The 24994-nt window shown below is 69.5% G+C and carries 24 protein-coding genes; 16 read left to right on the top strand and 8 right to left on the bottom strand.

Going from position 1 to position 24994, the window contains the following annotated elements:
- Window positions 1-42 precede the first annotated feature (42 nt).
- Window positions 43-492 carry a carboxymuconolactone decarboxylase family protein gene (locus tag ACIQTX_RS00325; protein ID WP_402967391.1) on the bottom strand — a complete coding sequence of 150 codons (450 nt, stop codon included), beginning with the start codon at window positions 490-492 and terminating at the stop codon, window positions 43-45.
- A 226-nt stretch (window positions 493-718) separates the two neighbouring features.
- Here ACIQTX_RS00325 and ACIQTX_RS00320 point away from each other — a divergent pair, with 226 nt between their 5' ends.
- Genes ACIQTX_RS00320 through ACIQTX_RS00305 form a run of 4 tightly spaced genes read left to right on the top strand, consistent with a single transcriptional unit; the run spans window position 719 to window position 4789 of the window.
- Entirely contained in the window at window positions 719-2086 is a 1368-nt protein-coding gene (locus ACIQTX_RS00320; protein ID WP_402967388.1) for a hypothetical protein, read from the top strand.
- A 51-nt stretch (window positions 2087-2137) separates the two neighbouring features.
- Window positions 2138-2908, top strand: coding sequence for an SDR family NAD(P)-dependent oxidoreductase (locus tag ACIQTX_RS00315; protein ID WP_402967385.1), 771 nt, complete (start codon window positions 2138-2140; stop codon window positions 2906-2908).
- Window positions 2905-3981, top strand: coding sequence for an enolase C-terminal domain-like protein (locus tag ACIQTX_RS00310; protein WP_402967382.1), 1077 nt, complete (start codon window positions 2905-2907; stop codon window positions 3979-3981). The genes ACIQTX_RS00315 and ACIQTX_RS00310 overlap by 4 nt, the downstream gene beginning before the upstream one ends.
- Before the next feature lies 1 nt (window position 3982).
- On the top strand, window positions 3983-4789 hold the full coding sequence (locus ACIQTX_RS00305) for an SDR family NAD(P)-dependent oxidoreductase (RefSeq protein WP_402967379.1): 807 nt from the start codon (window positions 3983-3985) through the stop codon (window positions 4787-4789).
- A gap of 97 nt (window positions 4790-4886) precedes the next feature.
- Here ACIQTX_RS00305 and ACIQTX_RS00300 read toward each other — a convergent pair whose 3' ends face one another.
- Window positions 4887-5702, bottom strand: coding sequence for a zinc-ribbon domain-containing protein (locus ACIQTX_RS00300; RefSeq protein ID WP_402972927.1), 816 nt, complete (start codon window positions 5700-5702; stop codon window positions 4887-4889).
- A gap of 118 nt (window positions 5703-5820) precedes the next feature.
- Between ACIQTX_RS00300 and dinB the strand changes: the two genes are divergently transcribed.
- A complete protein-coding gene (gene dinB / locus ACIQTX_RS00295; RefSeq protein WP_402967376.1) occupies window positions 5821-7017 on the top strand; it encodes a DNA polymerase IV in 1197 nt (398 codons plus the stop codon).
- Between the two features lie 106 nt (window positions 7018-7123).
- On the opposite strand, the gene ACIQTX_RS00290 is transcribed toward dinB, so the two are convergent.
- Both ACIQTX_RS00290 and ACIQTX_RS00285 read right to left on the bottom strand, forming a co-directional pair.
- Complete coding sequence (locus ACIQTX_RS00290; RefSeq protein WP_402967373.1) at window positions 7124-7474, bottom strand: nuclear transport factor 2 family protein; 351 nt, start codon at window positions 7472-7474, stop codon at window positions 7124-7126.
- Window positions 7467-8216 carry an SDR family NAD(P)-dependent oxidoreductase gene (locus tag ACIQTX_RS00285; RefSeq protein ID WP_402967370.1) on the bottom strand — a complete coding sequence of 250 codons (750 nt, stop codon included), beginning with the start codon at window positions 8214-8216 and terminating at the stop codon, window positions 7467-7469. The genes ACIQTX_RS00290 and ACIQTX_RS00285 overlap by 8 nt, the downstream gene beginning before the upstream one ends.
- Window positions 8217-8293: 77 nt before the next feature.
- Between ACIQTX_RS00285 and ACIQTX_RS00280 the strand changes: the two genes are divergently transcribed.
- Window positions 8294-9268, top strand: coding sequence for a C-terminal binding protein (locus ACIQTX_RS00280; protein WP_402967367.1), 975 nt, complete (start codon window positions 8294-8296; stop codon window positions 9266-9268).
- A 14-nt stretch (window positions 9269-9282) separates the two neighbouring features.
- Window positions 9283-10137: a fumarylacetoacetate hydrolase family protein gene (locus ACIQTX_RS00275; RefSeq protein ID WP_402967364.1), complete on the top strand. Its 855-nt coding sequence runs from the start codon at window positions 9283-9285 to the stop codon at window positions 10135-10137.
- Between the two features lie 215 nt (window positions 10138-10352).
- Here the strand turns inward: ACIQTX_RS00275 and ACIQTX_RS00270 are convergent, their stop codons facing one another.
- From ACIQTX_RS00270 to ACIQTX_RS00260, 3 genes are all read right to left on the bottom strand, one after another.
- Window positions 10353-11201, bottom strand: coding sequence for an SMP-30/gluconolactonase/LRE family protein (locus ACIQTX_RS00270; RefSeq protein ID WP_402967361.1), 849 nt, complete (start codon window positions 11199-11201; stop codon window positions 10353-10355).
- A complete protein-coding gene (locus tag ACIQTX_RS00265; protein WP_402967358.1) occupies window positions 11198-11932 on the bottom strand; it encodes a spermidine synthase in 735 nt (244 codons plus the stop codon). Before ACIQTX_RS00265 ends, ACIQTX_RS00270 begins: the two co-directional genes overlap by 4 nt.
- A gap of 71 nt (window positions 11933-12003) precedes the next feature.
- Window positions 12004-12870 carry a hypothetical protein gene (locus tag ACIQTX_RS00260; protein ID WP_402967355.1) on the bottom strand — a complete coding sequence of 289 codons (867 nt, stop codon included), beginning with the start codon at window positions 12868-12870 and terminating at the stop codon, window positions 12004-12006.
- Window positions 12871-13107: 237 nt separating this feature from the next.
- Here ACIQTX_RS00260 and ACIQTX_RS00255 point away from each other — a divergent pair, with 237 nt between their 5' ends.
- Window positions 13108-13983, top strand: a complete 876-nt coding sequence (locus tag ACIQTX_RS00255; protein ID WP_402967352.1) for an alpha/beta fold hydrolase — start codon at window positions 13108-13110, stop codon at window positions 13981-13983.
- The gene (locus ACIQTX_RS00250) at window positions 13980-15080 is read left to right on the top strand and encodes a M20 family metallopeptidase (RefSeq protein ID WP_402967349.1); all 1101 of its coding nucleotides are present in this window, start codon (window positions 13980-13982) and stop codon (window positions 15078-15080) included. The genes ACIQTX_RS00255 and ACIQTX_RS00250 overlap by 4 nt, the downstream gene beginning before the upstream one ends.
- A 143-nt stretch (window positions 15081-15223) precedes the next feature.
- On the opposite strand, the gene ACIQTX_RS00245 is transcribed toward ACIQTX_RS00250, so the two are convergent.
- A complete protein-coding gene (locus ACIQTX_RS00245) occupies window positions 15224-15943 on the bottom strand; it encodes a TetR/AcrR family transcriptional regulator (RefSeq protein ID WP_402967346.1) in 720 nt (239 codons plus the stop codon).
- A 169-nt stretch (window positions 15944-16112) separates the two neighbouring features.
- Between ACIQTX_RS00245 and ACIQTX_RS00240 the strand changes: the two genes are divergently transcribed.
- The 7 genes from ACIQTX_RS00240 (at window position 16113) to ACIQTX_RS00210 (ending at window position 24990) form a co-directional block, all read left to right on the top strand.
- Window positions 16113-17972 carry an alpha/beta hydrolase family protein gene (locus ACIQTX_RS00240; protein WP_402967343.1) on the top strand — a complete coding sequence of 620 codons (1860 nt, stop codon included), beginning with the start codon at window positions 16113-16115 and terminating at the stop codon, window positions 17970-17972.
- A 106-nt stretch (window positions 17973-18078) separates the two neighbouring features.
- A complete protein-coding gene (locus tag ACIQTX_RS00235) occupies window positions 18079-19779 on the top strand; it encodes a peptide ABC transporter substrate-binding protein (protein ID WP_402967340.1) in 1701 nt (566 codons plus the stop codon).
- Between the two features lie 43 nt (window positions 19780-19822).
- A complete protein-coding gene (locus tag ACIQTX_RS00230; protein ID WP_402967337.1) occupies window positions 19823-20788 on the top strand; it encodes an ABC transporter permease in 966 nt (321 codons plus the stop codon).
- Window positions 20785-21687 carry an ABC transporter permease gene (locus ACIQTX_RS00225; RefSeq protein ID WP_105528438.1) on the top strand — a complete coding sequence of 301 codons (903 nt, stop codon included), beginning with the start codon at window positions 20785-20787 and terminating at the stop codon, window positions 21685-21687. Before ACIQTX_RS00230 ends, ACIQTX_RS00225 begins: the two co-directional genes overlap by 4 nt.
- Complete coding sequence (locus ACIQTX_RS00220) at window positions 21684-22688, top strand: ABC transporter ATP-binding protein (protein WP_402967333.1); 1005 nt, start codon at window positions 21684-21686, stop codon at window positions 22686-22688. Before ACIQTX_RS00225 ends, ACIQTX_RS00220 begins: the two co-directional genes overlap by 4 nt.
- The gene (locus ACIQTX_RS00215; protein WP_402967330.1) at window positions 22685-23713 is read left to right on the top strand and encodes an ABC transporter ATP-binding protein; all 1029 of its coding nucleotides are present in this window, start codon (window positions 22685-22687) and stop codon (window positions 23711-23713) included. Before ACIQTX_RS00220 ends, ACIQTX_RS00215 begins: the two co-directional genes overlap by 4 nt.
- Window positions 23714-23904: 191 nt before the next feature.
- A complete protein-coding gene (locus tag ACIQTX_RS00210) occupies window positions 23905-24990 on the top strand; it encodes a tartrate dehydrogenase (RefSeq protein ID WP_402967327.1) in 1086 nt (361 codons plus the stop codon).
- The last annotated feature ends 4 nt before the right edge of the window (window positions 24991-24994 follow it).

Here is a 24994-nt window from a genome sequence, read left to right as displayed (position 1 = left end):
GCCCGCATTGCATCGGCCCGGGTGCGCGAGGAGAGCGTGACCTCAGGGAGCGACCGCGTAGTGGCTCGAGATCGCCACACGGTTCCAGGCGTTGATCACGATGACCAGCCAGGAGATCGCAGAGATCTCGGACGCGGTGAGGACGGCGTCGACATCCACCGTGCGATGCGCGTCGGTGGCATCGTGCGAGATGTTCGTGAGCCGTTCGGCGAGGACGAGCGCGGCCTTCTCCTTCTCGCTGAAGTACTGCGACTCCCACCAGGCGGCGACGAGTGCGAGTCGGTCGGCGGACTCGCCGTGGGCGATCGCGTCGCGCGAATGCATGCGCAGGCAGAACGCGCACCCGTTGATCTGCGATGCCCTGATCTTGACGAGCTCGATGAGGAGCGGGTCCAACCCGGCGGCAGCGGCCTCGGTGTGCGCCGTCTCATCGAGCGCGGAGAGGCTCTGGTACGTGGCCGGGTTGAGCTTGCCGAGATTGACGTGTGCCATGGGTCTTGGCCTTCCAGGTCGGGAGGAGCACGCCCGGGGCGGCGGTCCAGGTGCCTAGGATTCGACATCTCATCCGACGGGTGGACGATCGTCCGGGAGCAGTACGTTCGACCCTATCGGGGTGCTTCGCTCGCGCGGCGGCGGCCACCGGGCTACGCTTGCTATAGCAAATCTTCCGAATCTTCGAGGAGCCGATGTGGTCAGTGGGAATCGAGGGTCGTCGATCATGTTCGGTGACCGCATCCGTGTCCCTCGCACACGGGCGCGCATCGGCGTCGCTCGCCGCGACATCACCCCGCCCGTCGGCATCCGCGCCAAGAACTGGGGCCCCGCCGACTGGGAACGCTCGGAGGGCGCGCATCGTCCGTTCGAGCTGACCGCGCTGGCCGTGATCGCCGACGACGAGCGCCCACGCGTGCTGCTCGCGGTGGACGGCACGTGGTGGCGTCGCGTCGCTGACGAGCTGGGCGTGCGTGGGGCGATCCTCGACGGTCTCGGGCTCGAACCCGACCAGCTGATGCTCTCGCTCTCGCACACCCACGCGGGTGCGGTGCTCTGCGCCGCCGACGCGCACCTGCCGGGTGGCGAGCTGATCCCCGGCTACCTCGAGGCGCTCGCCGCCGCGGGTGTCGCAGCCGGGCGCGAGGCGCTCGAGGGCGCGGTCCCCGGACTCATCGAGTGGACCACCGGACGCTGCATTCTGGCAGCCGACCGCGAACTCGACGTCGATGGCCGCGCGCTGGTGGGCTACAACCCCGCGGGCGAGGCCGATGACACCGTGACGATCGGGCGCCTCAGTGTCGACGGCATCGTGCGTGGCACGCTCGTGAACTACGCCTGCCACCCGACCACGCTCGCTTGGCAGAACCGCGAGGTGTCGCCGGACTACGTCGGCGCGATGCGCGAGATCGTCGAGACCACCACGGGAGCACCGTGCCTGTTCGTGCAGGGAGCGTCGGGCGAGCTGGCTCCGCGCGAGCAGTACACCGGCGACGTCGGGGTGGCCGACCGGCACGGACGCTCGCTCGGTCACGCCGTGCTCGCAGCCCTCGATGCGCTGCCCGCGCCGGGGGAGGAATTGACGCTCGACGGCGTCGTGGAATCCGGTGCCCCGCTCGCCGTCTGGACCGGGCGGGCGGGTGCCGGTGGAGGGGGAGCGGCCGGTTCGGTGTCGCGCGTCGAACTGCCGCTGCGTGACCTGCCGACGCTCGACGACCTCGCCGAGGAGTGGAAGGACATCGACCCGCGCTCGCGCGAGGAGCGGCTCGGTCGCGCCCGCAACCTGCGGGACGGATACATCGTCGGTCCGACCGTGCAGCATCCGGTCTGGGCCTGGCGTCTGGGAGATGCCGTGATCGTCGGGCATCCGGGCGAGGCGTATTCGCGGTTGCAGACGACGCTGCGAGCGCGGTTCCCTGAGGTGCCGATCGTGGTGATGAACCTCACGAACGGCCCGGGCTTCGTGTACCTGCCGACTCGCGATGCGTATGACCGGGGTGCGTACCAGGCGTGGCAGACGCCCCTGGCTCCCGGTGCGCTCGACCTGCTCGAGGAGCACGCCGTCGAGGTCGTCGCTGCTCTCCTCGACCGCTGACCGCGCCAGCCACTACACTTGCTATAGCAAATCTCGACCCTGAGGAGAGCAATGACCGCCCCCACCCCTGTCGGCTCCGTCGCCATCGTCACCGGAGGATCCGCCGGCATCGGCTGGGAGATCGGACAGCGCCTCGCCGCCGACGGCTATGTGGTGGTTGCCGCCGACCGCGTGCCAGGGCTCACCGCGCATGAGAACCCTGCCGGCATCCTGTGGCGCGAGCTCGACGTGACCGACCACGCGGGCGTCGACCGGGTGTTCGGCGAGATCGAGGCCGAGCTCGGACCGATCGAGGTGCTCGTCAACAACGCCGGCATCCAGCGCCACCGCGGTATCGAAGACCTCAGCTGGGACGAATGGTCGGCGGTGGTCGACGTCAACCTGCACGGTGTCTTCTCGGCGCTGCAGGCGGCAGGTAAGCGGATGCTGGAGCGCGGCGATGGGCGCATCGTCAACATCTCTTCCATCTCGTCACGCGGCTCGGCCGGTCGCGCGCCCTATGCCACGACCAAGGCCGCCGTGATCGGGTTGACCTCGACCGCGGGCGCCGAGTGGGCATCGCGAGGGGTGCGGGTCAACGCGGTCGCGCCCGGCTACGTCGACACCGGCGTCTTCCGCCAGGGAGTCGAGGCGGGCACGCTCAGCCTCGACACGATCCTGTCGCGCATCCCCGCGAAGCGCCTGGCCGAGGCGAGTGAGATCGCCGCCGCGGTCAGCTTCCTCGTCTCCGACCAGTCGCGCTACATGAACGGCCAGACGCTCTACGTCGACGGCGGCTTCATGGTCGACTACGGCGTGCCGCTGGCGAAGAAGCCCGAATGACGACGATCGCCCGCATCGACACGGCCACGGCCGTGCTGCCGCTGCCTGTGCCGCTGCAGCTGGGCGCGATGACGGTGACCCGTCGCGAGTACAGCGCGGTGCAGGCGACCGCCGAAGACGGCACGACCGGCATCGCCTACTGCCTCTCGCGGGAAGCGCCGATGGCCGAGATCGTCGACCGCCTCGTTGCGGCGCACGCGGTGGGTGCGGATGCCGACGACCCCGCAGCGACCTGGGAGCGGATGCTGCGCGGCAGTGCCATCGTCGGCCGGGTGGGCTTGGTGCGGCGCGCGATCGGTCTGGTCGACATCGCGCTGTGGGACATCGCTGCGCGGCGTGCGGGCGTGCCGCTGTGGAAGATGCTCGGAACGGGCACTGTGCCGCGGGACTCGATGCTGGTCGCCGCGTATCCGTCTGCGCAGCGGTCTCCGCGCGAGGTGGCGGAGGAAGTTCTCGCCCAGGCCGAGGGCTGGACGAACGTGAAGATCTCGCGGTCGCCCGACCCCGCGTACATGCGCGAGCTCATCGCGATCCTGAACAACGAGCTACCTGCGTCGACCGGACTCGTGGTCGACGTCGGCTTCGGCTGGCCCGATGCCGAGACCGCGTTGGCCGAGATCGCCCAGTGGGGCGACCCGCGGCTCACCTGGCTCGAAGACCCCCTGCTCCCCGAAGACGCCGCGGGTGTCGCGCGCATCCGCCGGGAGTCGGGGCTTCCGGTCGCGGTCGGCGACGAGGTCACCGACCCTGCCGTGCTGAAGGCGCTGGTCGAGGTGGGCGGGGTCGAGGCGCTGCGGCTCGATGTCGTCGCGATCGGAGGGGTGACCCCCGCGCGCGAGATGATCGCGTGGGCTGCAGAGCGCGGAGTGCCCGTCTCCGGGCACGTCTATCCTGAGGTCACCGCGCACCTGGGCATCGGCGTGGAGACGTTCGCCCGTGGCATCAACCCGTACGACCCCGCGCCTTCGTTCATCCTGGGCGGCCCGTCGTTCGAAGGCCGGGTGCGGCCGACGGATGCTGTGGGCCTCGGCTTCGCGCTCGATCCGACGGTCTTCCGATTCGAGAGGGACTGAGATGACAGAATCCCCGCACAGTGCCGTTGCTCGCAGTGCCGTCGTGACCGGCAGTGGCAAGGGCATCGGCCGCGCCATCGCCGAACGCCTCACCGCCGACGGCTGGATCGTGGTCGGGCTCGAGCGTTCGCCGGGCTCCGGCACGGTCGAAGACGGCGTCGTGGCGGAGGTCGTGCTCGGTGACGCGGCCGATCGGGCTGCACACGAGCGTGCCGCCGCGGCCGCCCGCGACAGGGCGCCCCTCGCCGGCTGGGTGAACAACGCCGGCATCACCAAGCGCACCCCGCTGCACGACCTCGACGAAGCCACCGTGCGCGAGGTCCTCGACATCAACGGATTCGGGTACATCTGGGGCTGCTCGACCGCGGTCTCGGCGTTCGTCGACCAGGGTGTCGCCGGCGCGATCGTCAACATCGGCTCGATCCACGGACGCTCGTCCTTCACCGACCACGCCGCCTACGAGTTCACCAAGGGCGGCATCGACGCCCTCACCCGCAGCGTCGCGGTGACGTATGGCGGTCTCGGCATACGTGCCAACACCGTCGCGCCGGGAGGGGTGCGCACCCCGCACCTCGAAGCGCAGATCGCGGCGTCGGCCGACCCCGCCGCCGAAGAGCGTGCGCTCGCAGAGGGACCGCCCATGGGCCGCATCGCCCGCGCCGAAGAGGTGGCCGCGGTGGTGGCGTTCCTCCTCTCGGACGAGGCCCCGTACCTGTCGGGGCAGTCGATCGCGGTCGACGGGGCGTGGACGGCATCCTTCGGGGACATCGCCATCGGCCCCGCCCTGCGAGAGCGCTTCGAGGGCTGAGGTGCGCCTCGGCTCGGGAGGAGAACACCGTCTCGGGCGGAACCTCGACGCAGGATCCTCCTCCTGACGCGGAGTCCTCCGCCTATCGCGGTACGCGTCACCGGAGGTACGCGTCCACGAGCAACGCCCCGCGGATCACCCGCAGTTCGTCGATGATGCGGGCGACGCTCTTCACGCTCACCGAAGACAGTGCCAGGTCGTGCGGACCGAGAGGTTCGAGCTTCCCGGTGCGGATGCGGATCACCTCCCACCCCGCAGCGCGAAGGGCGCGGTCCTTGCGCAGGTCTGTCTCCTGCCGCTTGCCGACGTGCTCCAGGCCGTGACGTCCGACGGTGTCGTACTCGAGCGCGACCCTCAGTTCCGCGAACACGATGTCGGGCCAGACCTCGGTGTGGCGGAAGAACGGGCGCGACACCTTCACGGCGTTCACGGCCGTGTCGAACTCGATCACCGTCCCGAGCTCCGCGCGTAGACGACCCTCTGCCGAGGATGCCGGGCGCGGTGCGCACGCGCTCACGAACCCGGTCCCGGCGGGCAGGTCAGGGGTCTTCGTGCAGAGTGCCGGTGCGGGGCGGCGGGGCTTTCGGGGAAGCGCACGAGCCTCACCGAGCACGACAGGTTGCGGGCGCGCGAGCGCTGAGCACTCGGGGCACCATGCGGAGCGGCGTCGCACCGGTCCCGGACGCTCGCGCTGCTCAGTCGGGGTGGCGGCGAACCGATGCCCGACCGCGCATTCCCAGCAGAGGAGCACGTCGGCGGCGAGCGGGATCTGCGACAGTGCGATGCCGTGGTTCAGCTCCGGGTGGTACTGCCGGATCAGTTCCGGATATGCCGCCCACCCGGCGCGGTAGGTGCCGCGGTCATACGGAACCGCGCGACCGCGGGAGAACTGCCGTCGCGCCCACCACTTCATCACCGGTTCCGGCACGCGCCGACGATATCCCTGAGCACGGACACCGCGTCGCCGCCCCTGCCGCCCCCTGCCGGTGTCCCCGGTCCGTGCGACGATCCGCGTATCGACGGGAGAGCGGATGCGTGGCGAAGCGACGGTGCTGCACGCCGATCTCGACGCGTTCTACGCGTCGGTCGAGCAGCGCGATGCACCGGAACTGCGTGGTCGACCGGTCATCGTGGGCGGTGGGGTCGTGTTGGCGGCGAGCTACGAGGCGAAGGCCCGGGGCGTGCGCACCGCGATGGGTGGCCGACAGGCGCGGGAGCTCTGCCCGGATGCCGTCGTCGTCCCGCCGCGCATGGAGGCGTACTCCGCCGCGAGCAAAGACGTGTTCGCGATCTTCCGTGACACCACCCCACTCGTCGAGGGGCTCTCGATCGACGAGGCGTTCCTCGAGGTCGGGGGTCTGAGACGGATCGCAGGCAGCCCTGAGCAGATCGCGGCACGACTGCGCGAACGCGTGCGTGCAGAGGCAGGACTCGCGATCTCGGTCGGCGTTGCCCGCACGAAGTTCCTCGCCAAGGTCGCCAGCGCCGTGAGCAAACCCGATGGCTTGCTGGTCGTGGAGCCCGACCGGGAGGAGGAGTTCCTGCTCCCTCTTCCGGTGGAGCGCCTGTGGGGTGTGGGCGCGGTGACGGCCGAGAAGCTGCACCGCTACGGCATCCGCACTGTCGGAGAGCTCGCTGAACTGGAGGCCGCCACCGCCGAGCGGATGCTGGGCAAGGCGACGGGCGCCCACGTGCACGCGCTCGCTCGCCTGCGGGATCCGCGCCCGGTCGACACCACTCGTCGCCGCGGATCCATCGGCTCGCAGCGCGCTCTCGGCACCCGTCCCCGTTCGCCCGAGGAACTCGACCTCATCCTCACCCAGATCATCGACCGGCTCGGTCGCCGCCTCCGCGACGGCGATCGTGTGTGTCGCACCGTCGTGCTGCGTCTGCGCTTCGGCGACTTCTCGAAGGCCACCCGCTCCCGGTCGCTCCGCGCGCCGACCGACCGCACCGCAGTGCTGCTCACCCTCGCACGCACGCTGCTCGCCGCGGCGCAGACCGAGATCACCGACCGCGGCATCACCCTGATCGGCATCTCGCTGTCGCAGCTCGACCACGCCGACCGCGTGCAGCCCGAGCTGCCGATCGACTGGGGCGACGAGGCACGCCTCGACACGGTGCTCGACACCCTGCGCGACCGCTACGGCGCGACCTCAGTCTCGCGGGCGGCGCATCTCGGCCGCGACCCGGGGTGGTCGTCGCCCATCCTGCCCGAGCACGAGTGACCCGCACCTCGCCGGGAGGAGCACTCCCTCCCGGGAGGACTTTTCCCCCGGGAGGCTCCTCCCGACAGGGAGATCTCCTCCTGAGAAACCGCGCCCCGCCCGGCCCTCAGCCCTTGAGCATCGACGCCCGAGCGATCAGCCCGTCGACCACGTCGAAGGTCGCGATGGTCTCGGTGGCGACGCCCGCGTTGATGACCTGCTCCTGAGCGACGACCCACCGCGCGCCGAACAACACGCTCGTCTCGATCACGCACGACAGTTCGGGGTTCTGCAGTCGCGGCTCATAGAACGCGCGGATCGCGGCGGCGCCGACCACGGGTTCGGGCGCGACGCCGGTGATCACGGCATCCGCGGCATAGGTTGCGACGAACGCATCCAGGTCGTGCGCGTTGAACGCATCGAGCTGAGCCTGCACGGTATCGAGGGCAGAGCGATCCAGGGCGGTGCGGTCAGTCAATGCGAACTCCTCCGTTGACGTCGTAGGTGGCGCCGGTGATGAAGCGGGCACGCTCCGAGGCGAGCGATGCGATGATCCAGGCGACGTCTTCCGGCTGCCCGAATGCGCCGAGCGGGATTCCGGCTTCGAGCTTCTCGCGTCCCGCGCCCTGCAGCTGGTCGGTGATCGCGCTCGCGACCGGACCGGGAGTGACGGCGTTGACGCGAATGCCCTCGGAAGCGAGGTGCCGAGCGAAGCTGCGGGTGATCGCGAGGATCGCGCCCTTGCTGGCGGCGTAATGGATGCCGGTCTGCAGCGCGCCGACCTGGCCGGCGATCGAGGCGATGTTGATGACCGAGCGGTCGCCCTCCGCAGCCCGGAGCAGCGGGAGGGCACCGCGGGTGAGGAAGAACGTGCCGCGCGCGTTGGTCTCCAGGACCATGTCCCACTCGTCGAAGTCGATGTCGTCGTAGGGCGTGTAGGGGCACACGCCGCCGTTGTTGACGAGCACGTGCAGCGAGCCCCACGTGGCCGTGATCTCGTCGACCAGCGCGTCGATCGATTCGCGCTCACGCAGGTCGAGGCGCGAGACGTGCACATCGGGCGCCCCTGCGGCGCGGCATTCCTCGGCGATGCGGAGGGCTTCAGCTTCTCGCCCGGCATACGTGATCCAGAGGGCGGCACCCTCGCGGGCGAGTTCGAGGGCGGCGGCGGTTCCGATACCGGAACTGGCCCCCGTGATCAGTGCGCGGCGAGCAGTCATGACTTCGATGCTATAGCAAACCATGGAACAAAAGCAGTGCCGTGCATTGACTTGCTAGATGCTATAGCATCGCATCCATGACTGCCCCGTTCATCATCGTCAGCGACTGCGACCTGCCAGGAACCGTCATCGAAGACACCCTCCGCCAGGCGGGGCTGGGTGCCGAGCGCGCCGCATCCGGAAGCATCGACGACATCGCCGCTCGCGGTGCAGACGCCGAAGGTCTGGTGGTCCAGTGGGCGCAGATCACCGGCGAGGTGATGGACCGGATGCCGAACCTCCGCATCATCAGCCGCGTCGGCATCGGGTACGACATGGTCGACGTCGAGGCGGCGACTGCCCGCGGCATCGCCGTCGCGAACACCCCGAGCTACTGCATCGAAGAGGTCGCCGCGCACACCATCGCGATGATCATGACCGAGGCCCGTGGCCTCTCCGCCTACGACCGCGCGGTGCGGGCCGGCACCTGGAAGGCCGTCGACGCCCGTCCGCTCGCCGTGCGGCCCTCGGCCACGACCGTCTCGGTGCTCGGATTCGGGCGCATCGGCTCGATGGTCGCCCGCGGCTGCCGTGCGCTGGGCTTCCGCGTGCTCGTCGCCGACCCCTATGCCTCCGCCGACGCGGTGCGCGAGGCCGGGTGCGAGCCCGTCGAGATTCCGGATGCCGTGGCGCAGGCCGACATCCTCACCCTGCACGTGCCGCTCACCGACGAGACCCGGCACCTGATCGATGCCACCGCTCTCGCGACCATGAAGCAGGGTGCTGTCGTCGTGAACACCTGCCGTGGTCCGCTCATCGACGAGGAGGCGCTTGCGGCCTCGCTGCGCTCCGGACACCTGGGTGCTGCCGCACTCGACGTGTTCGCGGGCGAGCCCCTCGCCGCCGACTCGCCGCTGCGCGACCTCGACCAGGTGCTGCTCACCCCGCACGCCGCCTGGTACTCGCCCGAGGCGCTGGCCGATCTCCCCGTGCACGCGGCCGAGAACATCATCCGGTACCTCGCCGGCGAGCCCGTGCCGATCGTCAACCCGACCTACGCCGCCGCGCATTGACCGAAGGATCATCCATGGAACTCCTGCGACTCGGCCCCGTCGGCGATGAGCGTCCCTTCGTCCGTGAGGCGGGCGTCGTGTACGACCTCGCGCCTCTCACCGCCGAGATCGACGGCGCCTTCCTCGCCGCAGGTGGCATCGCCCGCGTGCGTGATGCGCTGGCCCGCGGCGAACTCGCCGACGCCGACGTCGAAGGACTGCGCATCGGCGCCCCGGTCGCTCGTCCGACCGCGGTGGTCTGCATCGGTCAGAACTACGCGGCCCACGCGGCCGAGTCCGGATCCGAGCCGCCCGAGCATCCGGTGATCTTCTTCAAGCACCCCAACACCGTGGTCGGCCCGAACGACATCGTGCTGCTGCCGCCCGGGGCGGAGAAGGTCGACTGGGAGGTCGAGCTGGCGATCGTGATCGGCAAGACCGCCCGCTACCTGGCGTCTCCGGATGCTGCGCGCGAAGTCATCGCCGGCTACACGATCTCGAACGACGTCTCCGAGCGCGCCTACCAGCTCGACGTGTCGGGCGGACAGTGGTCGAAGGGCAAGTGCTCCGAGACGTTCAACCCGCTCGGCCCCGCGCTCGTGCCCGCGGACGAGGTCGACCCGCAGGCGCTGCGACTGCGGTCGTTCGTGAACGGCGAACCGCGGCAGGACTCCTCCACCGCCGACATGATCTTCCCGGTGCTGCAGATCGTGCACGAGCTGAGCCAGTACCTGGTGCTCGAGCCCGGCGACGTGATCAACACCGGCACCCCGCAGGGCGTGGCGCTGTCGGGCCGCTTCCCGTACCTGCAGGACGGCGACGAGATGACGATCGAGATCGACGGCCTCGGACGCCAGCATCAGCGCACCGAGCGGGTGCACCTGGGCTGACGCCGACTCCCACCCGGCGGCCTGTGTCCGGGGCACGGTTCCTTTTGCTGAGTGCACCGTGCCTCGGGCAGAGGCCGTCGGGTGGTCGTCTTCCGCGGCTCGTGGGTGCGCTGACGTCAGGCGATCCTGCCGGTTCAGGCGACCGCGCCTGAGATCGGCCTGTTCTCGCACATCGGCCTGAATCCGCGAGCGTGACTAGGGCCAGGGGCGGATACTCAGCCGGCGAAGGGCGTGACAGGGATCCCGTGCAGTCCCGGTCGCACGGCGAACAGCGAACCAGCCTCTGTGCCGTGGTCGGCGGGCAACCCCTGCGCCGAAGTCGTGACGTACAGCGTGCCGAGGTCGTCGTCGCCGAACGTGCAGGCGCTCACCTGCGGCACCGGCAGTTCGATCGTCGCGACGAGAGTGCCGGATGCGTCGTAGCCGTGCACCGCGCTGCCACCCCACAGCGCCACCCAGACACTGCCGTCGGCGGCCACCGATAGTCCGTCCGGCGAACCCTGCTCCTCGGGGATCACGACGAACGCGCGGCGTCCGCGAAGTTCGCCCTCGCTCACATCGAACACGTCGATGCGGTGGGACGCGGTGTCGACGTAGTAGGCGCGGCGGCCGTCGGGCGAGAAGCCGATGCCGTTCGAGATCGTCGCGCGGGGCAGCACGGTCGTGACGCTCAGGTCGCCATCGACGCGCAGCACGCTTCCGGCATCCGGGGCCGCGTCGTAGGCCATGGAACCTGCGAGCAGGCGGCCGCGAGGGTCGCAGCATCCGTCGTTCATGCGCACCTGCGGATCGGCGCCCAGCGAGGCCACGGCCCGCGCCTGGCCGTCGACATCGTCGGCCAGATACAGGGTACGAGCGCCGACGGCCACCAGCCCGCCACCGGAGCGGGGCCGGGCGAAGGCCAGGTACTCGTCGTCGATGTGCTGACGGGTCACGCCATCGGCGCGCAGCGTGAGCAGGTCGCCGGCCCCTCCGTCGACCCAGCGCAGCCCGCCCCAGCCCGGCCACCAGATGGGACCTTCGGCGTGATGGGCGACAGGACCGGTGACGTTCTCGGGGGTCATGCGTCCTCTCCCGCGTTCGCGCCACGACTGCGCGCCACGTACACGGTGTTCGACGACATCCCGCCCGTCACGGCATTCTCGAAGTCGACGACGTGGGCGACGGCGTCGTCGAACACGGCGTTCAGCTCGACCATGAACTCGTGGTCGGGCGGGTCGTCCGACCACAGGGCGAAGACGCCGTCGGTGGCCAGGTGAGCGTCGAGCGCACGCAGGCCGGCTGCGTCGTACAGGTCGGCGTGCGTCGGGTCGAGCTGGTGGCGCGGCGAGTGGTCGACATCCAGGAGGATGGCCGAGTACCCGCGGTGTCCTTCTGCGGGCGCCGACCGCATGACGGCGAAGAAGTCGTCTTCGACCAGACTCGTGCGAGCGTCATCGACGAGTTCTGCCGACACGGGCAGCAGCTTGCGCTCGTGCCAGCCGATCACGGCGCCCAGCCGATCGATCACCGTGAGTGAGCTCACCCGCGCGTCGCGGAGTGCCGCGACGGCGGTGTATCCGAGTCCGAGTCCGCCGACCAGAACCGAGAGGCCGTCGCCGTCGCCGTCGACCGCGGCCAGGCCCAGGCTCGCGAGCTCTTCTTCCGCCACGGTGAACAGGCTCGACATGAGGTACTCGTCGCCGAGCTTGACCTCGTAGATCTCCTGTCCCACTGCCGGTTCCGTGCGCCTGCGCAGGGTGAGGTCACCGATCGGGGTGGTCTGCCAGTCGAGTTCTTCGAACCGAGTGATCACTGAAGCATGCCTCCGTCATTGTTCGCCCGTGTGGGCGGGGCGCGGGTGGAACCCGCGGGTGTGCTCGCGTGTCAGGACTGTTCGTCGCGGCGGGGGAGTCTGATCCGCTCGGGCTCAGGGGTGGCGGGCTCAGGGGTGGCGGGCTCAGGGATGGTGGGCTCCGAAGCGGTGGATGGCTGACCGGCGGATGCCGCAGGCGTCGCTGGCGCTTGTGGGGCGGAGATCTCCCTGGCCACCTTGTTCTCGAGCACGGTGACGGCGTCGTCGGAGAGCAGGATGAGTCCGTCGAGCTCTTCGCGCACGCGCTTGTAGGCGACATTGCGCTCAGCCTGTGTCGCCGACTCGTCGACCGCGACCTTCAGCAGCTGCTGTGCGCGATCGAGGCGCTTGCGCTCCGGCTCGGTGAAGGTCGAATCGCGCAGGCGCCTGGCATCCTTCTCGGCGATCTCGAACGCGACCGCATAGTCTCCGACGGCCTGCAGGTATTCGGTGACCTGCTGCTCCGACACCTTGGCGTCGGCGGAGGTCGGGCGCAGAGCATCCGCCGTCCTCTTCGCGCGCAGGAAGGCGGCGGTCAGCGGCTGGCGCCCGTCGCTCATGGCGGGGAAGGCGATGAGCTTCGCGACGTCGAGTTCGTAGTCGAGCCAGCGGCCGGTGATCTCGTCGTGCTCGGTGAAGAGTCGTGCGACCAGATCGTTCGGAGCGACGGATGCCGTGGTGTCGACGACCGACGGCCCGCGGCGCTTGCCCTGCTGGGTCAGCGCACGTGCCTCGATCTCGGCGGTCTTCAGCTGGGCCTTGACCTTCAGCGTCTCGAGGCGTCGCTCGTGGCGGCGCTTGGAGCCCTGCTCCCACGCCTTCGCAGCCCCGCCGGCCATTCCCATGATCGGGAAGAGGAGCCACCAGTAGCTGCCCGCCCACTGCCAGAACTCTTGCATGATGCGTTCAGCCTACTTCTCGGGGGGCCCGCGCGAACTCCTTCTCGGTGTGCCGGTCGCTGTGCTGTCCCGAGGCCCCGGTCCTCATCCTCCGGTCGCACTTCTGTCGCTGTGGAGCGCGGGAGGCGACGGGAACTGCGACCGGAGCGCGGGGGAAGATCGCAGGGGTTCCGAAATCGCTGGTCATTGATATAGTCAACGGTACTGACTTGGATGCCGAGACCGGAGAGTTGGACGATGATGACCACACCCAGCACGTCGATGATCGTGGACTGCGACGGCATCGGGATCGCCGCAGAGGTGCGCGGCTCTGGGCCGGCCGTGCTGCTGCTGCACGGGTATCCGGAGACCAAGGCGATGTGGAACGACGTCGCCGAAGACCTGGCTCGCGAGCACACCGTCGTCGCGTCCGACCTGCGCGGCTACGGCGACTCTGCGAAGCCTCGCGATGCGAGCTATGCCAAGCGCGACATGGCCCATGACCAGGTCGTCCTCATGCGCGAACTCGGTCACGACAGCTTCGCCGTGGTCGGTCATGACCGCGGTGGCCGGGTCGGTCACCGCCTGGCGCTCGATCATCCGGATGCCGTCACGGCGCTGGCCGTGCTCGACATCGTGCCGACGCTGCACATGTTCGAGAACGTCGACCGAGAGATGGCGACGGCGTACTTCCACTGGTTCTTCCTGGCACGCGGCGACGGGATGCCGGAGGCGCTGATCTCCGCCGACCGAGAGACCTGGCTGCGCAGCCGCTTCACCGGCCGCCGCCACGACGGCCACGCGCTTCCCGATGCGTATGACGAGTACCTCCGCTGCTTCGACGTCGACACCGTGCACGCCTCGGGCGCCGACTACCGCGCCGCTGCGGGGATCGACCTCGAGCATGACCGCGCCGACCGCGAAGCCGGCCGCACCCTCGACATCCCCGTGCTCGCACTCTGGGGCGAACACAGCTATGTGGGCCGCAACTTCGACGTGCTCGCGACCTGGGCGCCGTATGCGTCCGGGGTGACCGGGGCCTCGATCGACGCCGACCACTATCTCGCCGAGGAGGCGCCGCAGGCCACGGCCGCCGCCCTCCGCACCTTTCTCACCATGGAGGTGACCGCATGACCGCACGCTCACACGCGATCGAGCGTCTCGACGCGCTCGTCTCGTTGGAGACACCCACCGGGGATGCCGCTGCGCTCGCCGCCGCGCAGGAGCTGGTGCGGTCATGGCTCGACCCCGTGGTGGGGGAGCCCGGCACGATCGAGACCGTGGACGGCGTCGATCACCTGCTCTGGGCGGGAGGTGCCACCCCCTCGGTGCTGCTGCTCGGGCACCTCGACACGGTCTTCCCCAAAGGCACCATCGTCGATCGGCCGTTCCGCGTCGAGGGTGACATCGCGACCGGTCCAGGGGTCTTCGACATGAAGGCGGGCATCGTGATCATGGCCGCAGCCCTCGCCCGCGTGGCACACCCCGGCGAGGTGGCGGTGTTGTTGACGAGCGACGAAGAGGTGGGTTCGCTGACCTCGCGCGCTCTGATCGAGCGGGAGGCCGCGCGTGCCGGCGCGGTGCTGGTGCTGGAGCCGAGCCTCGACGGTGCGTTGAAGATCGCCCGCCGCGGCGGCAGTATCTACCGGGTCGAGCTCACCGGTCGCGCGGCTCACGCCGGACTCGAGCCGTGGAAGGGGCGCAGCGCCCTCATCGAGCTCGCGCACCACGTGTTGGCCCTGCCCGAGCTCGCCGACGATGAGCGCGGCACCACCGTGAGCCCGACCGTCGCTCGCGCGGGCACCGTGACGAACGTGATCCCCGAGCACGCCGAGGTGCGCGTCGACGTGCGCGCCTGGACGCTCGGTGAGCTGGAGCGAGTGGATGCCGAGATGCAGCGCCTCGATCCGCACACCGAGGGCGTGAGCGTGGAGGTCATCGGCGGCATCAACCGTCCGCCGATGGAGGAGAGCGCCTCGGCTGAGCTGCTGGCCTGTGCACGACTCGTCGCCGAACGCCTCGGTCACCCCGAAGTCGAAGCCGTTTCGGCGGGAGGCGCCTCGGACGGCAACTTCACCGCTGCCGTCGGTGCTCGCACGCTCGACGGACTCGGACCCCGTGGGGCCGGTGCCCACGCCGACCACGAGTGGGTGTCGGTGGACTCGATGCTCGAGCGGATCGACCTGCTCACCGGGATGCTCGATGAGCTGGCGGCCGTGCGCGTGCGTTGAGGCGCGCGACACCGATCTCGTCGGGAGGAGTTCTCCCTGTTGGGCGGACTCCTGACCGAGATTCCTCCGCCCGAGGGCGAGTTCTCCGCCCGACGGGGCGCGGGCTCAGGCCCGGGGCACGAGCTCAGGCGCGGGGCGCGCGCTCAGGCGCCGGGGGCGTGGCGGGCGATGCTCTCCAGCAGCAGGTCGAGCGCGGTCTCCCAGGCTCGCGGATCCCGCACGTCGGGGAGCGTCTCCCCGGCCCAGGCGATCTCGGGGAACTCGTCGGCATCGATCTTGCGCAGGTCCATCTGCCAGGTGAGCTCGTCGGCGTCCTGCACGTCGTCGGGGAGGGCGGTGAGGGCTGCCTGGATACTCGATGCCGAGCGGATCAGCTGGCCGAGCGCCCGCGCATAGAGCGTCGCCTGCTCGCGGTCGAAGCCGCCGCGGCGCAGTGCGCCGATCGAGTACTCCATCGACGAGAGGTCGGTGGGTCGGCGCAGCGCCATCTGCAGGGCGAACTCGGGATAGCGCATGTAGTGGCTGTGGATCAGGTGCGCCTGCGTGCGCAGGTCGGCGAGCCAGTCATCGGTGCGCACCATGGCACCGCTGTATGAGCGGGCGCGGAGGGTGTCGATGAGCGCGAGGAGCAGCTCGTCCTTGTCGCGGAAGTGCCGATAGATCGATGTCGGGTGCGCGCCGAGCTCTTCGCCGATCGCCTGGAAAGTGAGGCGGTCGAGACCGTCGCGCTCTACGACCCGGTCTGCTGCCGCGACGATGATGTCGCGGCTGAGCGAGTCGCGCGCTCGCCGGGGACGTGCAGTCGTGGTGCTCTTCGCGCGGGCGGGCGTCTTCGCCGATTCCGCGGACTTCCGAGTCGCCATCGAGTTCCTCCGTTCGCTCTCGTCACCGAGATCGGTCACGCAGACATCACGGTACCCCACGGTCGTCAGGCGGCCAGTCAGTCTCATCGACAATGGGCGAAACACTGTCCAAGCACTCGTAGCCAGTGTTATAGTCAACGCCATTGGCGATGACGAGGAGAGAGCAAGGATGCTGCACACCCCGGAAGAATCCACGACCGAGACGCTCGACGAGCGGTTCGCGGCTCCGTACCTCCTGACCGTGCGGCCGACTGCCGGCGCGGTCGATCTCGCGCTCGTCGTCGAGAACCATCCCGATGGCGCTCGCGGACGCGTCTGGCGCGCCCCTGATGCTCCCGGTGAGCTGCTGCCGTTCGCCGTGAGCACGGGCGCGATAGTCACGACCGACGGGCGCTGGGTCGTCGACCTCGACGACGGCGGCGGCTCCGAGGTGGGCGTCCTCGTCGCCACTTCGGTCGACGGCTCCGAGCGCGTCGAGCTGACGCCAGGACGCGAGCCCTATGTGCTGCGGGGCCTCGCGACGTCACACGACGGCTCTGCCCTCGTGGCCACCGTCGTCGATGAAGAGGGTTTCCACGTGCTGGTCATCCCCGCCGCCCCCTGGGGTGAGCCGAGGGTCATCTACTCGAACCCCGTGGAGGCCTGGTTCGGCCTGCCCGCAGCCGACGCCTCACTCGTCTCGATAGACACGACCGACCACAATCCCGGCATCCGTCGCCCGATGGTCACGGTGGTGGATGGCGCGACGGGCGACACCGTCGCCACCCTCGACGACCTCCCCGCCGGCCCCGTCCGCGCCGTGCGGTTCTCACCGGTCGCGGGAGATGACCGACTGCTGCTCAACACCGAGCGGAGCGGCTTCTCGCGCCCGGCCGTCTGGCATCCGCGCACCGGTGAACGGCACGACTTCGATCTGGCCGAGCTGTCCGGAGAGGTGATCGCCCTCGACTGGAATGCCGAGGGCGGCCGCATCCTCGCTCTGCATGTCGACGGCGGCATCCAGCACCTGCTCGAACTCGACGAGTCCGACGGCTCGGCGCGGGCGGTGCTCGATGGCGGAAGCTTCGCGGAGCCGGATATCGCGAACCTGCACCCGTTCTACTGGACGTCGTACTACGCACCGGACGGCGCTGTCCGCGCCCTACGGTCGAGCTGGGATGTTCCCCTGCAGGTGACCGAGGTCGACGCCGACGGCACGGAGACGGTGCTGATCGAGCCCGCGGACGTGCCGCCGGGGCAGCCGCTCACGTCGGCCCTCGTCACGAGCGCCGACGGCACCAGGGTGCAGCTGTGGTCGGGGCGTCCCGCGGGACGCGAGCTGCTCGGCACGGTGCTCGAGATCCACGGCGGACCGATGCTCGTGGCCGTCGATCACTACAACCCCTCGGCCCAGGCCTGGCTCGATGCAGGCTTCGCGTATGCCTCGCTGAACTACCGAGGTTCCGTGACGTTCGGCCGCGCCTTCCGTGAGGGCTTCTGGAATGCCGGGGGTGACCGCGAGATCGAAGACGTCGCCGCCGCGATCGCCTGGCTGAGGGAGCAGGGGCTCGCTGACCCCGCGACGACCTTCATCACCGGAGCCTCGTACGGCGGGCACATGACGCTGCTGAGCGTCGGGCGACTCCCCGAGCTGTTCGCCGGCGGGCTCGCACACGTCGCGGTCGCGGACTGGTCGGCGACGATCGAGGCCATGAATCCCGCGGTACGCACGGTGTGGAGCTCGTGGGTTCCCCCGGAGCTCGTCGAGCGCTTCTCCGCCATCTCCTATCTCGACGACGTCACGGCATCGGTGTGGATCAACCAGGGCTCGATCGACACCCGCACGCCCGTGGTCGGGGTGCAGGGCTACGTCGACCGCCTGCGCGCCGACGGAGGCGACGTCGTGCTCGACATCTTCGAGGGCGGACACGAGCCGACGGGTCTGAACGGAGCCGTCCACGACCAGCGTCGCATGCACGAACTGGCGCTCCGGACCCTGGCCGGCGAGCGCTGGGACGCCACTGATCTCGTCACTAGTCACGAACATTGACTAAAGTGCTTGCTATCTCTCCCGGTCAGTTCTAGAGTCAGACCACTACCCGCACGACAGCACGTTCGCACTGTCCCTCAGTCGCACGATCACTGGAGATCCGTCCATGTCGAAATCACCCCTTCGCACCGTCGTACCCTCATCCCGTCGCGTCCTCGTCGCAGCTCTCGCCGTCACCGCACTGGTCGGCTCGCTCGCCGCCTGCACGTCGTCGAGCTCGACTCCTGAGCCCAGCGATGTCGCCGTCGTCGACGGCGGGGAGATCGTGATCGGCGCCGAACAGGAGCCCGACTGCGCCGACTGGATCGCCACCTGCGCCGGCTCGATCTGGGGCAGCTACATCATGCAGACCCCGACCCTGCCCGGTGTCTTCCAGACGCGCCAGGTCGACGACGAGTGGGTGCCCGTGCCCTCCGACCTCGTCACCGAAGAGCCGGTCGCCGAGGTCGCCGCCGACGGCACCCAGAGCATCACCTACACGATCAACCCCGACGCGGTGTGGTCAGACGGCGAGCCCATCACCTCGGCCGACTTCGAGTACACCGCGCTGCAGATCCGCGACGGCGACGACATCTTCGACAAGACCGGCTACGACCGCATCACCTCGATCGATGCGAGCGACCCGAAGACGGTCGTCGTCACCCTGAGCTCGGCGTACGCCGGGTGGCGCACGCTGTTCAGCGTCTACGGTCTGATGCCGGCGCACCTGCTCGACGGCAAGGACCGCAGCGCGCTGATGTCGGACGGCTACGACTTCAGCGGCGGCCCGTGGAAGATCGAGAAGTGGACCCGCGGAACCTCGGTCACGCTGGTCCCGAATGAGAAGTACTGGGGCGAGAAGCCGCACCTCGACAAGGTCACCTTCCTGTTCCTGCCCGACACGACGGCGGCCTTCCAGGCGCTCAAGAGCGGACAGGTCAGTGCCCTCTACCCGTCGCCGCAGCTCGACGCGATCAACCAGATCGAGGCGGGGCTCCCCGGCATCAAGTCGCAGGTCGACGCTCGCAGCGGCAACCTCGAGGCGATCTGGCTGAACAACTCCGCAGCCCCCTTCGACTCGGCCGCGGTGCGCCAGGCGCTCGCGTACTCCATCGACCGCGACGCCATCGTGAAGCGGCTGTTCGGGGCCCTCGGCATCGACAAGGCGCAGCAGAGCTTCAACACCCCGATGGTCGCGCCGTTCGCCGCGGATGACTTCTCGGAGTACACGCTCGACCTCGACAAGGTCGACGAGCTGATGGAGGGCGACGGCTGGGCGAAGAACGCAGACGACGTCTGGGCGAAGGATGGCGAGACGGCCACCTTCTCGATCAAGACGCTCGCCGGCAACAAGCGCCGCGACCTCACGGTGCAGGTGCTGCAGTCGCAGCTGAAGGATGCCGGGTTCGAGATGACGATCGACCAGGTGACCCCGGCTGACCTCTTCGGCACGATCGCACCGGAGGGCGACTTCCAGGCCGGCCTCTGGGCGCTCGTGGACACGTTCCCGGACCCCACGCTCAGCTCGACGTTCTCGTCGGTCAACATCCCGAGCGAGGCCAACGGCTTCTCCGGCATCAACTTCTATCGCACGAACATCCCCGGCCTCGATGACCTGCTCGGTCAGGTCGACAGCGAGCTCGACGTGGATGCCCGAGTCTCGGCGTCGCACGATGCGGATGCGCTGATCGCCGAGAACGTGCCTTCGCTGCCGCTGGACACCGTGCCGAACGTGCTGCTGTGGAGCGACAAGGTCGGCGGTCCCCTGCAGATCAACCCCGTCGAGGGTCCGTTCTGGAACCTCGCACAGTGGGGCCTGGTCGGCTGAGCCCGCTCGGGTTCAGCTGTCAGGACAGGAACGAGGCGACGACGTGATCACCTTCATCACACGGCGGGTGCTGTACTCGGTGCCGGTGATCCTCGTCGCCTCGTTCATCCTGTTCTGGGCGGTCAGGGCGACGTTCGATCCGCTCGCGAAGCTCCGCCAGGCGCACGACCCCTCGGTCATCGCCCGGGAGGTCGAGCGGCTCGGATTGGATCGCTCGATCCCCGAGCAGTACTTCCTCTGGCTGCGCGCGATGGTCACCGGCGACTGGGGCGTGAGCACCCGTACCGGCACCCCTGTGCTGCCGCTGATCGGCGAGGCGCTGTGGCCCACCCTGCAGCTCGCGTTCTGGGGGCTGCTGGTCGCGGTGCTGATCGCCGGCGGCATCAGCGTCTACTCCGCCGTGCGGCAGTACTCGCTCGGCGACAACCTGCTCACCGGAGCGTCGTACATCGGCATCGCGATGCCCGCGTTCTGGTTCGGGCTGATCCTGATCCAGACCTTCGCGGTGTGGCCGAAGGAGCAGTTCGGGCTCAGCGAGCCGCCGCTGTTCTTCATCGGATTGAACTCGCCGGGGCAGACCGGGGTGCTCGACTACATCCGCCACCTCGTGCTTCCGGTGGCCGCGCTGATGATCGCGCTCGTCGCCTCGTGGAGCCGGTTCGGGCGGGCGGCCATGCTCGATGCGCTGTCGAGCGACTATGTGCGCACCGCGCGGGCGAAGGGCGTGCCGCGACGGCAGGTCATCTGGAAGCACGCGGTGCGCAACTCGATGGCCCCCTTCGTCACGGTCGTCGCCCTCGACGCCGCGATCCTGATCGGCGGACTCGTCGTGACCGAGCAGATCTTCGCGATCCCCGGCATGGGGCGACTCTTCCTGCAGTCGCTGGTGGCGGGCGACGTGTTCGTGCTGCTGCCGTGGATGCTCGTGGTCGCCGTCGCGGTGGTCCTGTGCAACCTGATCGCCGACATCGCCTATGCGGTGCTCGACCCGAGAGTGAGGCTGTCATGAGCGGTGCAGGCATCGCCGGGAGCGAGGAGCTGCTCGCCGAGCAGGATCCGCAGAAGGCTCCCACCCGCCAGCTGCTGAAGGGCTTCCTCCGGCACCGGCTCGGTGTCGTGAGCCTGATCGTGCTGGTGATCCTGCTGATCGCGTGCTTCGGCGCCGGGCTGATCGCGCCGTATTCGCAGGGGCAGCAGGATCTGCTGCTGGGGCCCACCCCGCCGTCGGCCGACCACTGGCTCGGCACCGACGAGCTGGGGCGCGACTACCTCAGCGAGATCCTGTTCGCCGGGCAGGTGTCGCTCGCGATCGGGCTGTCGGTCGCGCTGCTCGCCACGGTCGTCGGCACCGCGCTCGGGGCGATCGCCGGGTATGTGGGCGGATGGATCGGCGAGCTCATCATGCGCATCACCGACCTGTTCCTCATCGTCCCGGCGATCGCGCTGCTCGCGGTGATCCTGCAGGGACTCGGTCCCTCGCCCACCACGATCGTGTTCGCGCTCACCGCACTGGGATGGACCTACATCGCCCGCGTCGTGCGCGCCCAGGTGCTGTCCCTGCGCGAGAAGGACTTCATCGACGCGGCCAGGGGCATCGGAGCCTCAGGCGCCCGCATCGTGATCTCGCATCTGCTGCCGAACCTCGCCGGCGTCATCGCCGTCGCGATGAGCCTCGCCGTGGCATCCTCGATCATCGCCGAGTCGACCCTCAGCTTCCTCGGGTTCGGGGTCCAACCGCCGCAGACCAGCTGGGGATCGATGCTCAGTCAGGCGGCCGGCTACGTCGGCACGCCGCAGGTGTACCTGCTGTACTTCCCCGGCCTCTTCATCCTCGTGACGGTGCTCTGCGTCAACTTCATCGGCGACGGACTGCGCGATGCGCTCGACCCGCAGGGGAAGAACCTGTGAGCGCCGCGGTGCTCCTCGAAGTCGAGGACGTGTCGATCAGCTTCCCGACCGATGCCGGGCTCGCCAAGGCCGTCGAAGGTGTCTCGTTCGTGCTGCACGAGGGCGAGACCGTCGGCATCGTGGGCGAATCGGGTTCGGGCAAGTCGATGACCGCGATGGCGATCATGGGACTGCTGCCGAAGAGGGCCGTCGTCACCGGATCGATCAGGTTCCGCGGCCAGGAACTGGTCGGTCTCGCAGACGACGAGCTGCGGGAGATCCGCGGCAAGGACATCGCGATCGTGTTCCAAGATGCTCTGACCGCGCTCAACCCCGTCATGCGCGTGGGGGAGCAGCTGGTCGAGGCGGTGCGGGTGCACAGACCGGAATCGACCGCGGCCGAGCGTCGCGCGAGGGCGATCGAGCTGCTCGACCTGGTCGGCATCCCTTCGCCCGAACTGCGCGTAGACCGCTACCCGCACGAGTTCTCCGGCGGCATGCGGCAGCGCGTCATGATCGCCATGAGCATCGCCAACGAGCCCGACCTGCTGATCGCCGACGAGCCCACGACCGCGCTCGACGTGACGGTGCAGGCGCAGGTGCTCGAGGTGCTGCGCGAGGTGCAGCGGCGCACCGGAACCACCGTTCTGCTGATCACGCACGATCTCGGCGTCGTGGCCGGAACCGCCGATCGGGTGCTCGTGATGTATGCGGGCGGGCTGGTCGAGACAGCCGACGTCGATCCGCTGTTCTACGAGACCGCGCACCCGTACACCGCGGGGCTGCTGGCATCGCTGCCGCGCATCGACCGGCGGGCCTCGCGCGATGAACGGCTGTACCAGATCGCAGGACAGCCGCCGGTGGCGACGGCCTGGCCCGTCGGATGCCGCTTCGCACCACGGTGCGCGCACGCGGTGGTCGGCCGATGCGACGTGGCCGTTCCCGAACCGGTCGCTGTCGGCGAGGGGCACACGGCCGCCTGCGTGCGAGTCGACGAGTGGCAGAAGGAGGTGGCGTCATGAGCAGTTCCGTCGTGAGTGGTCCCGTCACGAGCACTGGCCTGACGGTGCAGAACCTCGTCAAGGAGTACCGCGTCGGCGGTGGCCTGTTCGGCCGCACGCGCGACGTGGTGCAGGCGGTGTCGGACGTGAGCCTGTCGATCGAGGGCGGGCAGACGTTCGGGCTCGTGGGCGAATCCGGGTGCGGCAAGTCGTCGCTCGGGCGCAGTGTCGCACGGTTGCAGTCGAGCGACGGCGGCACGATCCTGCTCGGCGACGATGACATCACCGGCCTGGAGGGCACGCGCCTTCGGGCCCTGCGTCGGCGGGTGCAGTTCGTGTTCCAAGACCCGTACGCCTCGCTGAACCCACGCAAGTCGGTACGGGCGACGCTCACCGAGCCCCTCGTGATCCACGGCCTGCACCGCGGAAACCACGACCGCCGTGTCGAGGAGCTGCTGACGCAGGTCGGGCTCAACCCCGCGCACGCCGACCGCTTCCCGCATGAGTTCTCGGGCGGGCAGCGGCAGCGACTCGGCATCGCCAGGGCCCTCGCCGTCGAGCCCGAGGTGATCGTGCTCGACGAGCCGGTCAGTGCGCTCGACGTCAGCGTGCAGGCCGGGGTGTTGAATCTGCTCGACGACCTGCAGCGCGACCTCGGGCTCACCTACCTCTTCATCGCGCACGATCTCTCGGTCGTGCGGCACCTCAGCGACCGCGTCGGGGTCATGTACCTCGGCAAACTCGTCGAGGAAGGACCCGTCGACGAGATGTACGAGCGACCGCTGCACCCGTACACCCAGGCGCTGCTGTCGGCGATCCCGGTGCCGGACCCTCGGGCCGAGCGGGCGCGCGAACGCATCGTGCTCACCGGCGACGTGCCGAGCCCCGTGTCGCCCCCGAGCGGATGCCGCTTCCGCACCCGCTGCTGGAAGGCCACCGAGATCTGCGCCGAGGTCGTTCCCGAGCTCGCCGCCCCCACCGTCGCCGAACCCGGTGACACGCACCGAGTCGCCTGCCACCACCCCGCCGAGCGCGACGTGCTCTGACCGCCCCACACGCCCACCCCTCACGCCCCGCCCCCTCACGCCCCGCCCCCTCACGCCCCGCCCCCTCACGCCCCGCCCTAGGTCCCCCGGCCCAGACTCCCCCTGTGTTCCGGTCGCACTTGCTGCCGCAGGATCGGCCGGCGGGCGGCACCAACTGCGACCGGAACGACCGGCACCCGGAAGGAAATCCCATGACCACCACCCACCGCATCGCCGTGATCGCCGGAGACGGCATCGGCACCGAGGTCATGCCCGAGGGGCTGCGTGTGCTGCGGGCCGCGGCCGCCCGCTTCGACATCGCGCTCGAGTTCGAGGAGTTCGACTTCGCGAGCGCCGCCTACTGGCAACAGCACGGACAGATGCTGCCGGATGACTGGTTCGAGACGCTGCGCGGATTCGACGCGATCTTCTTCGGCGCGGTCGGCTGGCCCGACGTCGTGCCCGACCACGTGAGCCTGTGGGGGAGCCTGATCCAGTTCCGCCGGGCCTTCGACCAGTACGTGAACCTACGGCCGGTGCGGCTCATGCCCGGGGTCGTCTCGCCGCTCGCCGGCCGTGAGCCCGGCGACATCGACTTCTACGTGGTGCGTGAGAACACCGAGGGCGAGTACTCCTCGATCGGTGGGCGCATGTTCGAGGGCACCGACCGCGAGTTCGTGCTGCAGGAGACCGTGATGACCCGCACCGGTGTCGACCGGGTGCTGCGCTACGCCTACGACCTGGCGCAGAAGCGCGACGCGAAGCATCTGACCTCGGCGACGAAGAGCAACGGCATCTCGATCTCGATGCCCTATTGGGACGAACGGGTCGCCGTGGTCGGCGCCGACTATCCGGATGTGACGCGCGACCAGTTCCACATCGACATCCTCACCGCGAACTTCGTGCTGCACCCGGACTGGTTCGACGTGGTCGTGGCGAGTAACCTGTTCGGCGATATCCTCTCCGACCTCGGCCCCGCCTGCACCGGCACGATCGGCATCGCGCCGAGCGCCAACATCAACCCCGAAGGACTCTTCCCGAGCCTGTTCGAGCCCGTGCACGGCTCGGCGCCCGACATCGCGGGCCAGGGCATCGCGAACCCGATCGGCCAGATCTGGTGCGGGGCCATGATGCTCGAACACCTCGGATACGCGGATGCCGGTGCCGCCGTGCTCGCCGCGATCGAAGACGTGCTGGCGCGAGGAGCGGAGGCTGCGCCCGTCACGCCCGACCTCGGCGGCACGGCCACGACGGCCGAGCTGGGTGCGGCGATCGCGGAGGTCGTCGCGGGTTCCTGACGCG

The sequence above is a fragment of the Microbacterium sp. NPDC090281 genome, from assembly GCF_044769635.1.
Classification (GTDB): Bacteria; Actinomycetota; Actinomycetes; order Actinomycetales; family Microbacteriaceae; genus Microbacterium.
This window is presented reverse-complemented; position numbering and strand designations above follow the sequence as displayed.

Bases quoted from the DNA above. Each gene is read 5' to 3' on its own strand.
- ACIQTX_RS00275 (WP_402967364.1), top strand. From the start codon at position 9,283: ATGGAACTCCTGCGACTCGGCCCCGTCGGCGATGAGCGTCCCTTCGTC.
- ACIQTX_RS00325 (WP_402967391.1), bottom strand. From the start codon at position 492: ATGGCACACGTCAATCTCGGCAAGCTCAACCCGGCCACGTACCAGAGC.
- ACIQTX_RS00240 (WP_402967343.1), top strand. From the start codon at position 16,113: ATGCTGCACACCCCGGAAGAATCCACGACCGAGACGCTCGACGAGCGG.
- ACIQTX_RS00285 (WP_402967370.1), bottom strand. From the start codon at position 8,216: ATGACTGCTCGCCGCGCACTGATCACGGGGGCCAGTTCCGGTATCGGA.
- ACIQTX_RS00280 (WP_402967367.1), top strand. From the start codon at position 8,294: ATGACTGCCCCGTTCATCATCGTCAGCGACTGCGACCTGCCAGGAACC.
- ACIQTX_RS00300 (WP_402972927.1), bottom strand. From the start codon at position 5,702: ATGAAGTGGTGGGCGCGACGGCAGTTCTCCCGCGGTCGCGCGGTTCCG.
- ACIQTX_RS00245 (WP_402967346.1), bottom strand. From the start codon at position 15,943: ATGGCGACTCGGAAGTCCGCGGAATCGGCGAAGACGCCCGCCCGCGCG.
- ACIQTX_RS00310 (WP_402967382.1), top strand. From the start codon at position 2,905: ATGACGACGATCGCCCGCATCGACACGGCCACGGCCGTGCTGCCGCTG.
- ACIQTX_RS00235 (WP_402967340.1), top strand. From the start codon at position 18,079: ATGTCGAAATCACCCCTTCGCACCGTCGTACCCTCATCCCGTCGCGTC.
- ACIQTX_RS00315 (WP_402967385.1), top strand. From the start codon at position 2,138: ATGACCGCCCCCACCCCTGTCGGCTCCGTCGCCATCGTCACCGGAGGA.
- ACIQTX_RS00260 (WP_402967355.1), bottom strand. From the start codon at position 12,870: ATGCAAGAGTTCTGGCAGTGGGCGGGCAGCTACTGGTGGCTCCTCTTC.
- ACIQTX_RS00270 (WP_402967361.1), bottom strand. From the start codon at position 11,201: ATGACCCCCGAGAACGTCACCGGTCCTGTCGCCCATCACGCCGAAGGT.
- ACIQTX_RS00305 (WP_402967379.1), top strand. From the start codon at position 3,983: ATGACAGAATCCCCGCACAGTGCCGTTGCTCGCAGTGCCGTCGTGACC.
- ACIQTX_RS00250 (WP_402967349.1), top strand. From the start codon at position 13,980: ATGACCGCACGCTCACACGCGATCGAGCGTCTCGACGCGCTCGTCTCG.
- ACIQTX_RS00225 (WP_105528438.1), top strand. From the start codon at position 20,785: ATGAGCGGTGCAGGCATCGCCGGGAGCGAGGAGCTGCTCGCCGAGCAG.
- dinB (WP_402967376.1), top strand. From the start codon at position 5,821: ATGCGTGGCGAAGCGACGGTGCTGCACGCCGATCTCGACGCGTTCTAC.
- ACIQTX_RS00210 (WP_402967327.1), top strand. From the start codon at position 23,905: ATGACCACCACCCACCGCATCGCCGTGATCGCCGGAGACGGCATCGGC.
- ACIQTX_RS00255 (WP_402967352.1), top strand. From the start codon at position 13,108: ATGATGACCACACCCAGCACGTCGATGATCGTGGACTGCGACGGCATC.
- ACIQTX_RS00320 (WP_402967388.1), top strand. From the start codon at position 719: ATGTTCGGTGACCGCATCCGTGTCCCTCGCACACGGGCGCGCATCGGC.
- ACIQTX_RS00215 (WP_402967330.1), top strand. From the start codon at position 22,685: ATGAGCAGTTCCGTCGTGAGTGGTCCCGTCACGAGCACTGGCCTGACG.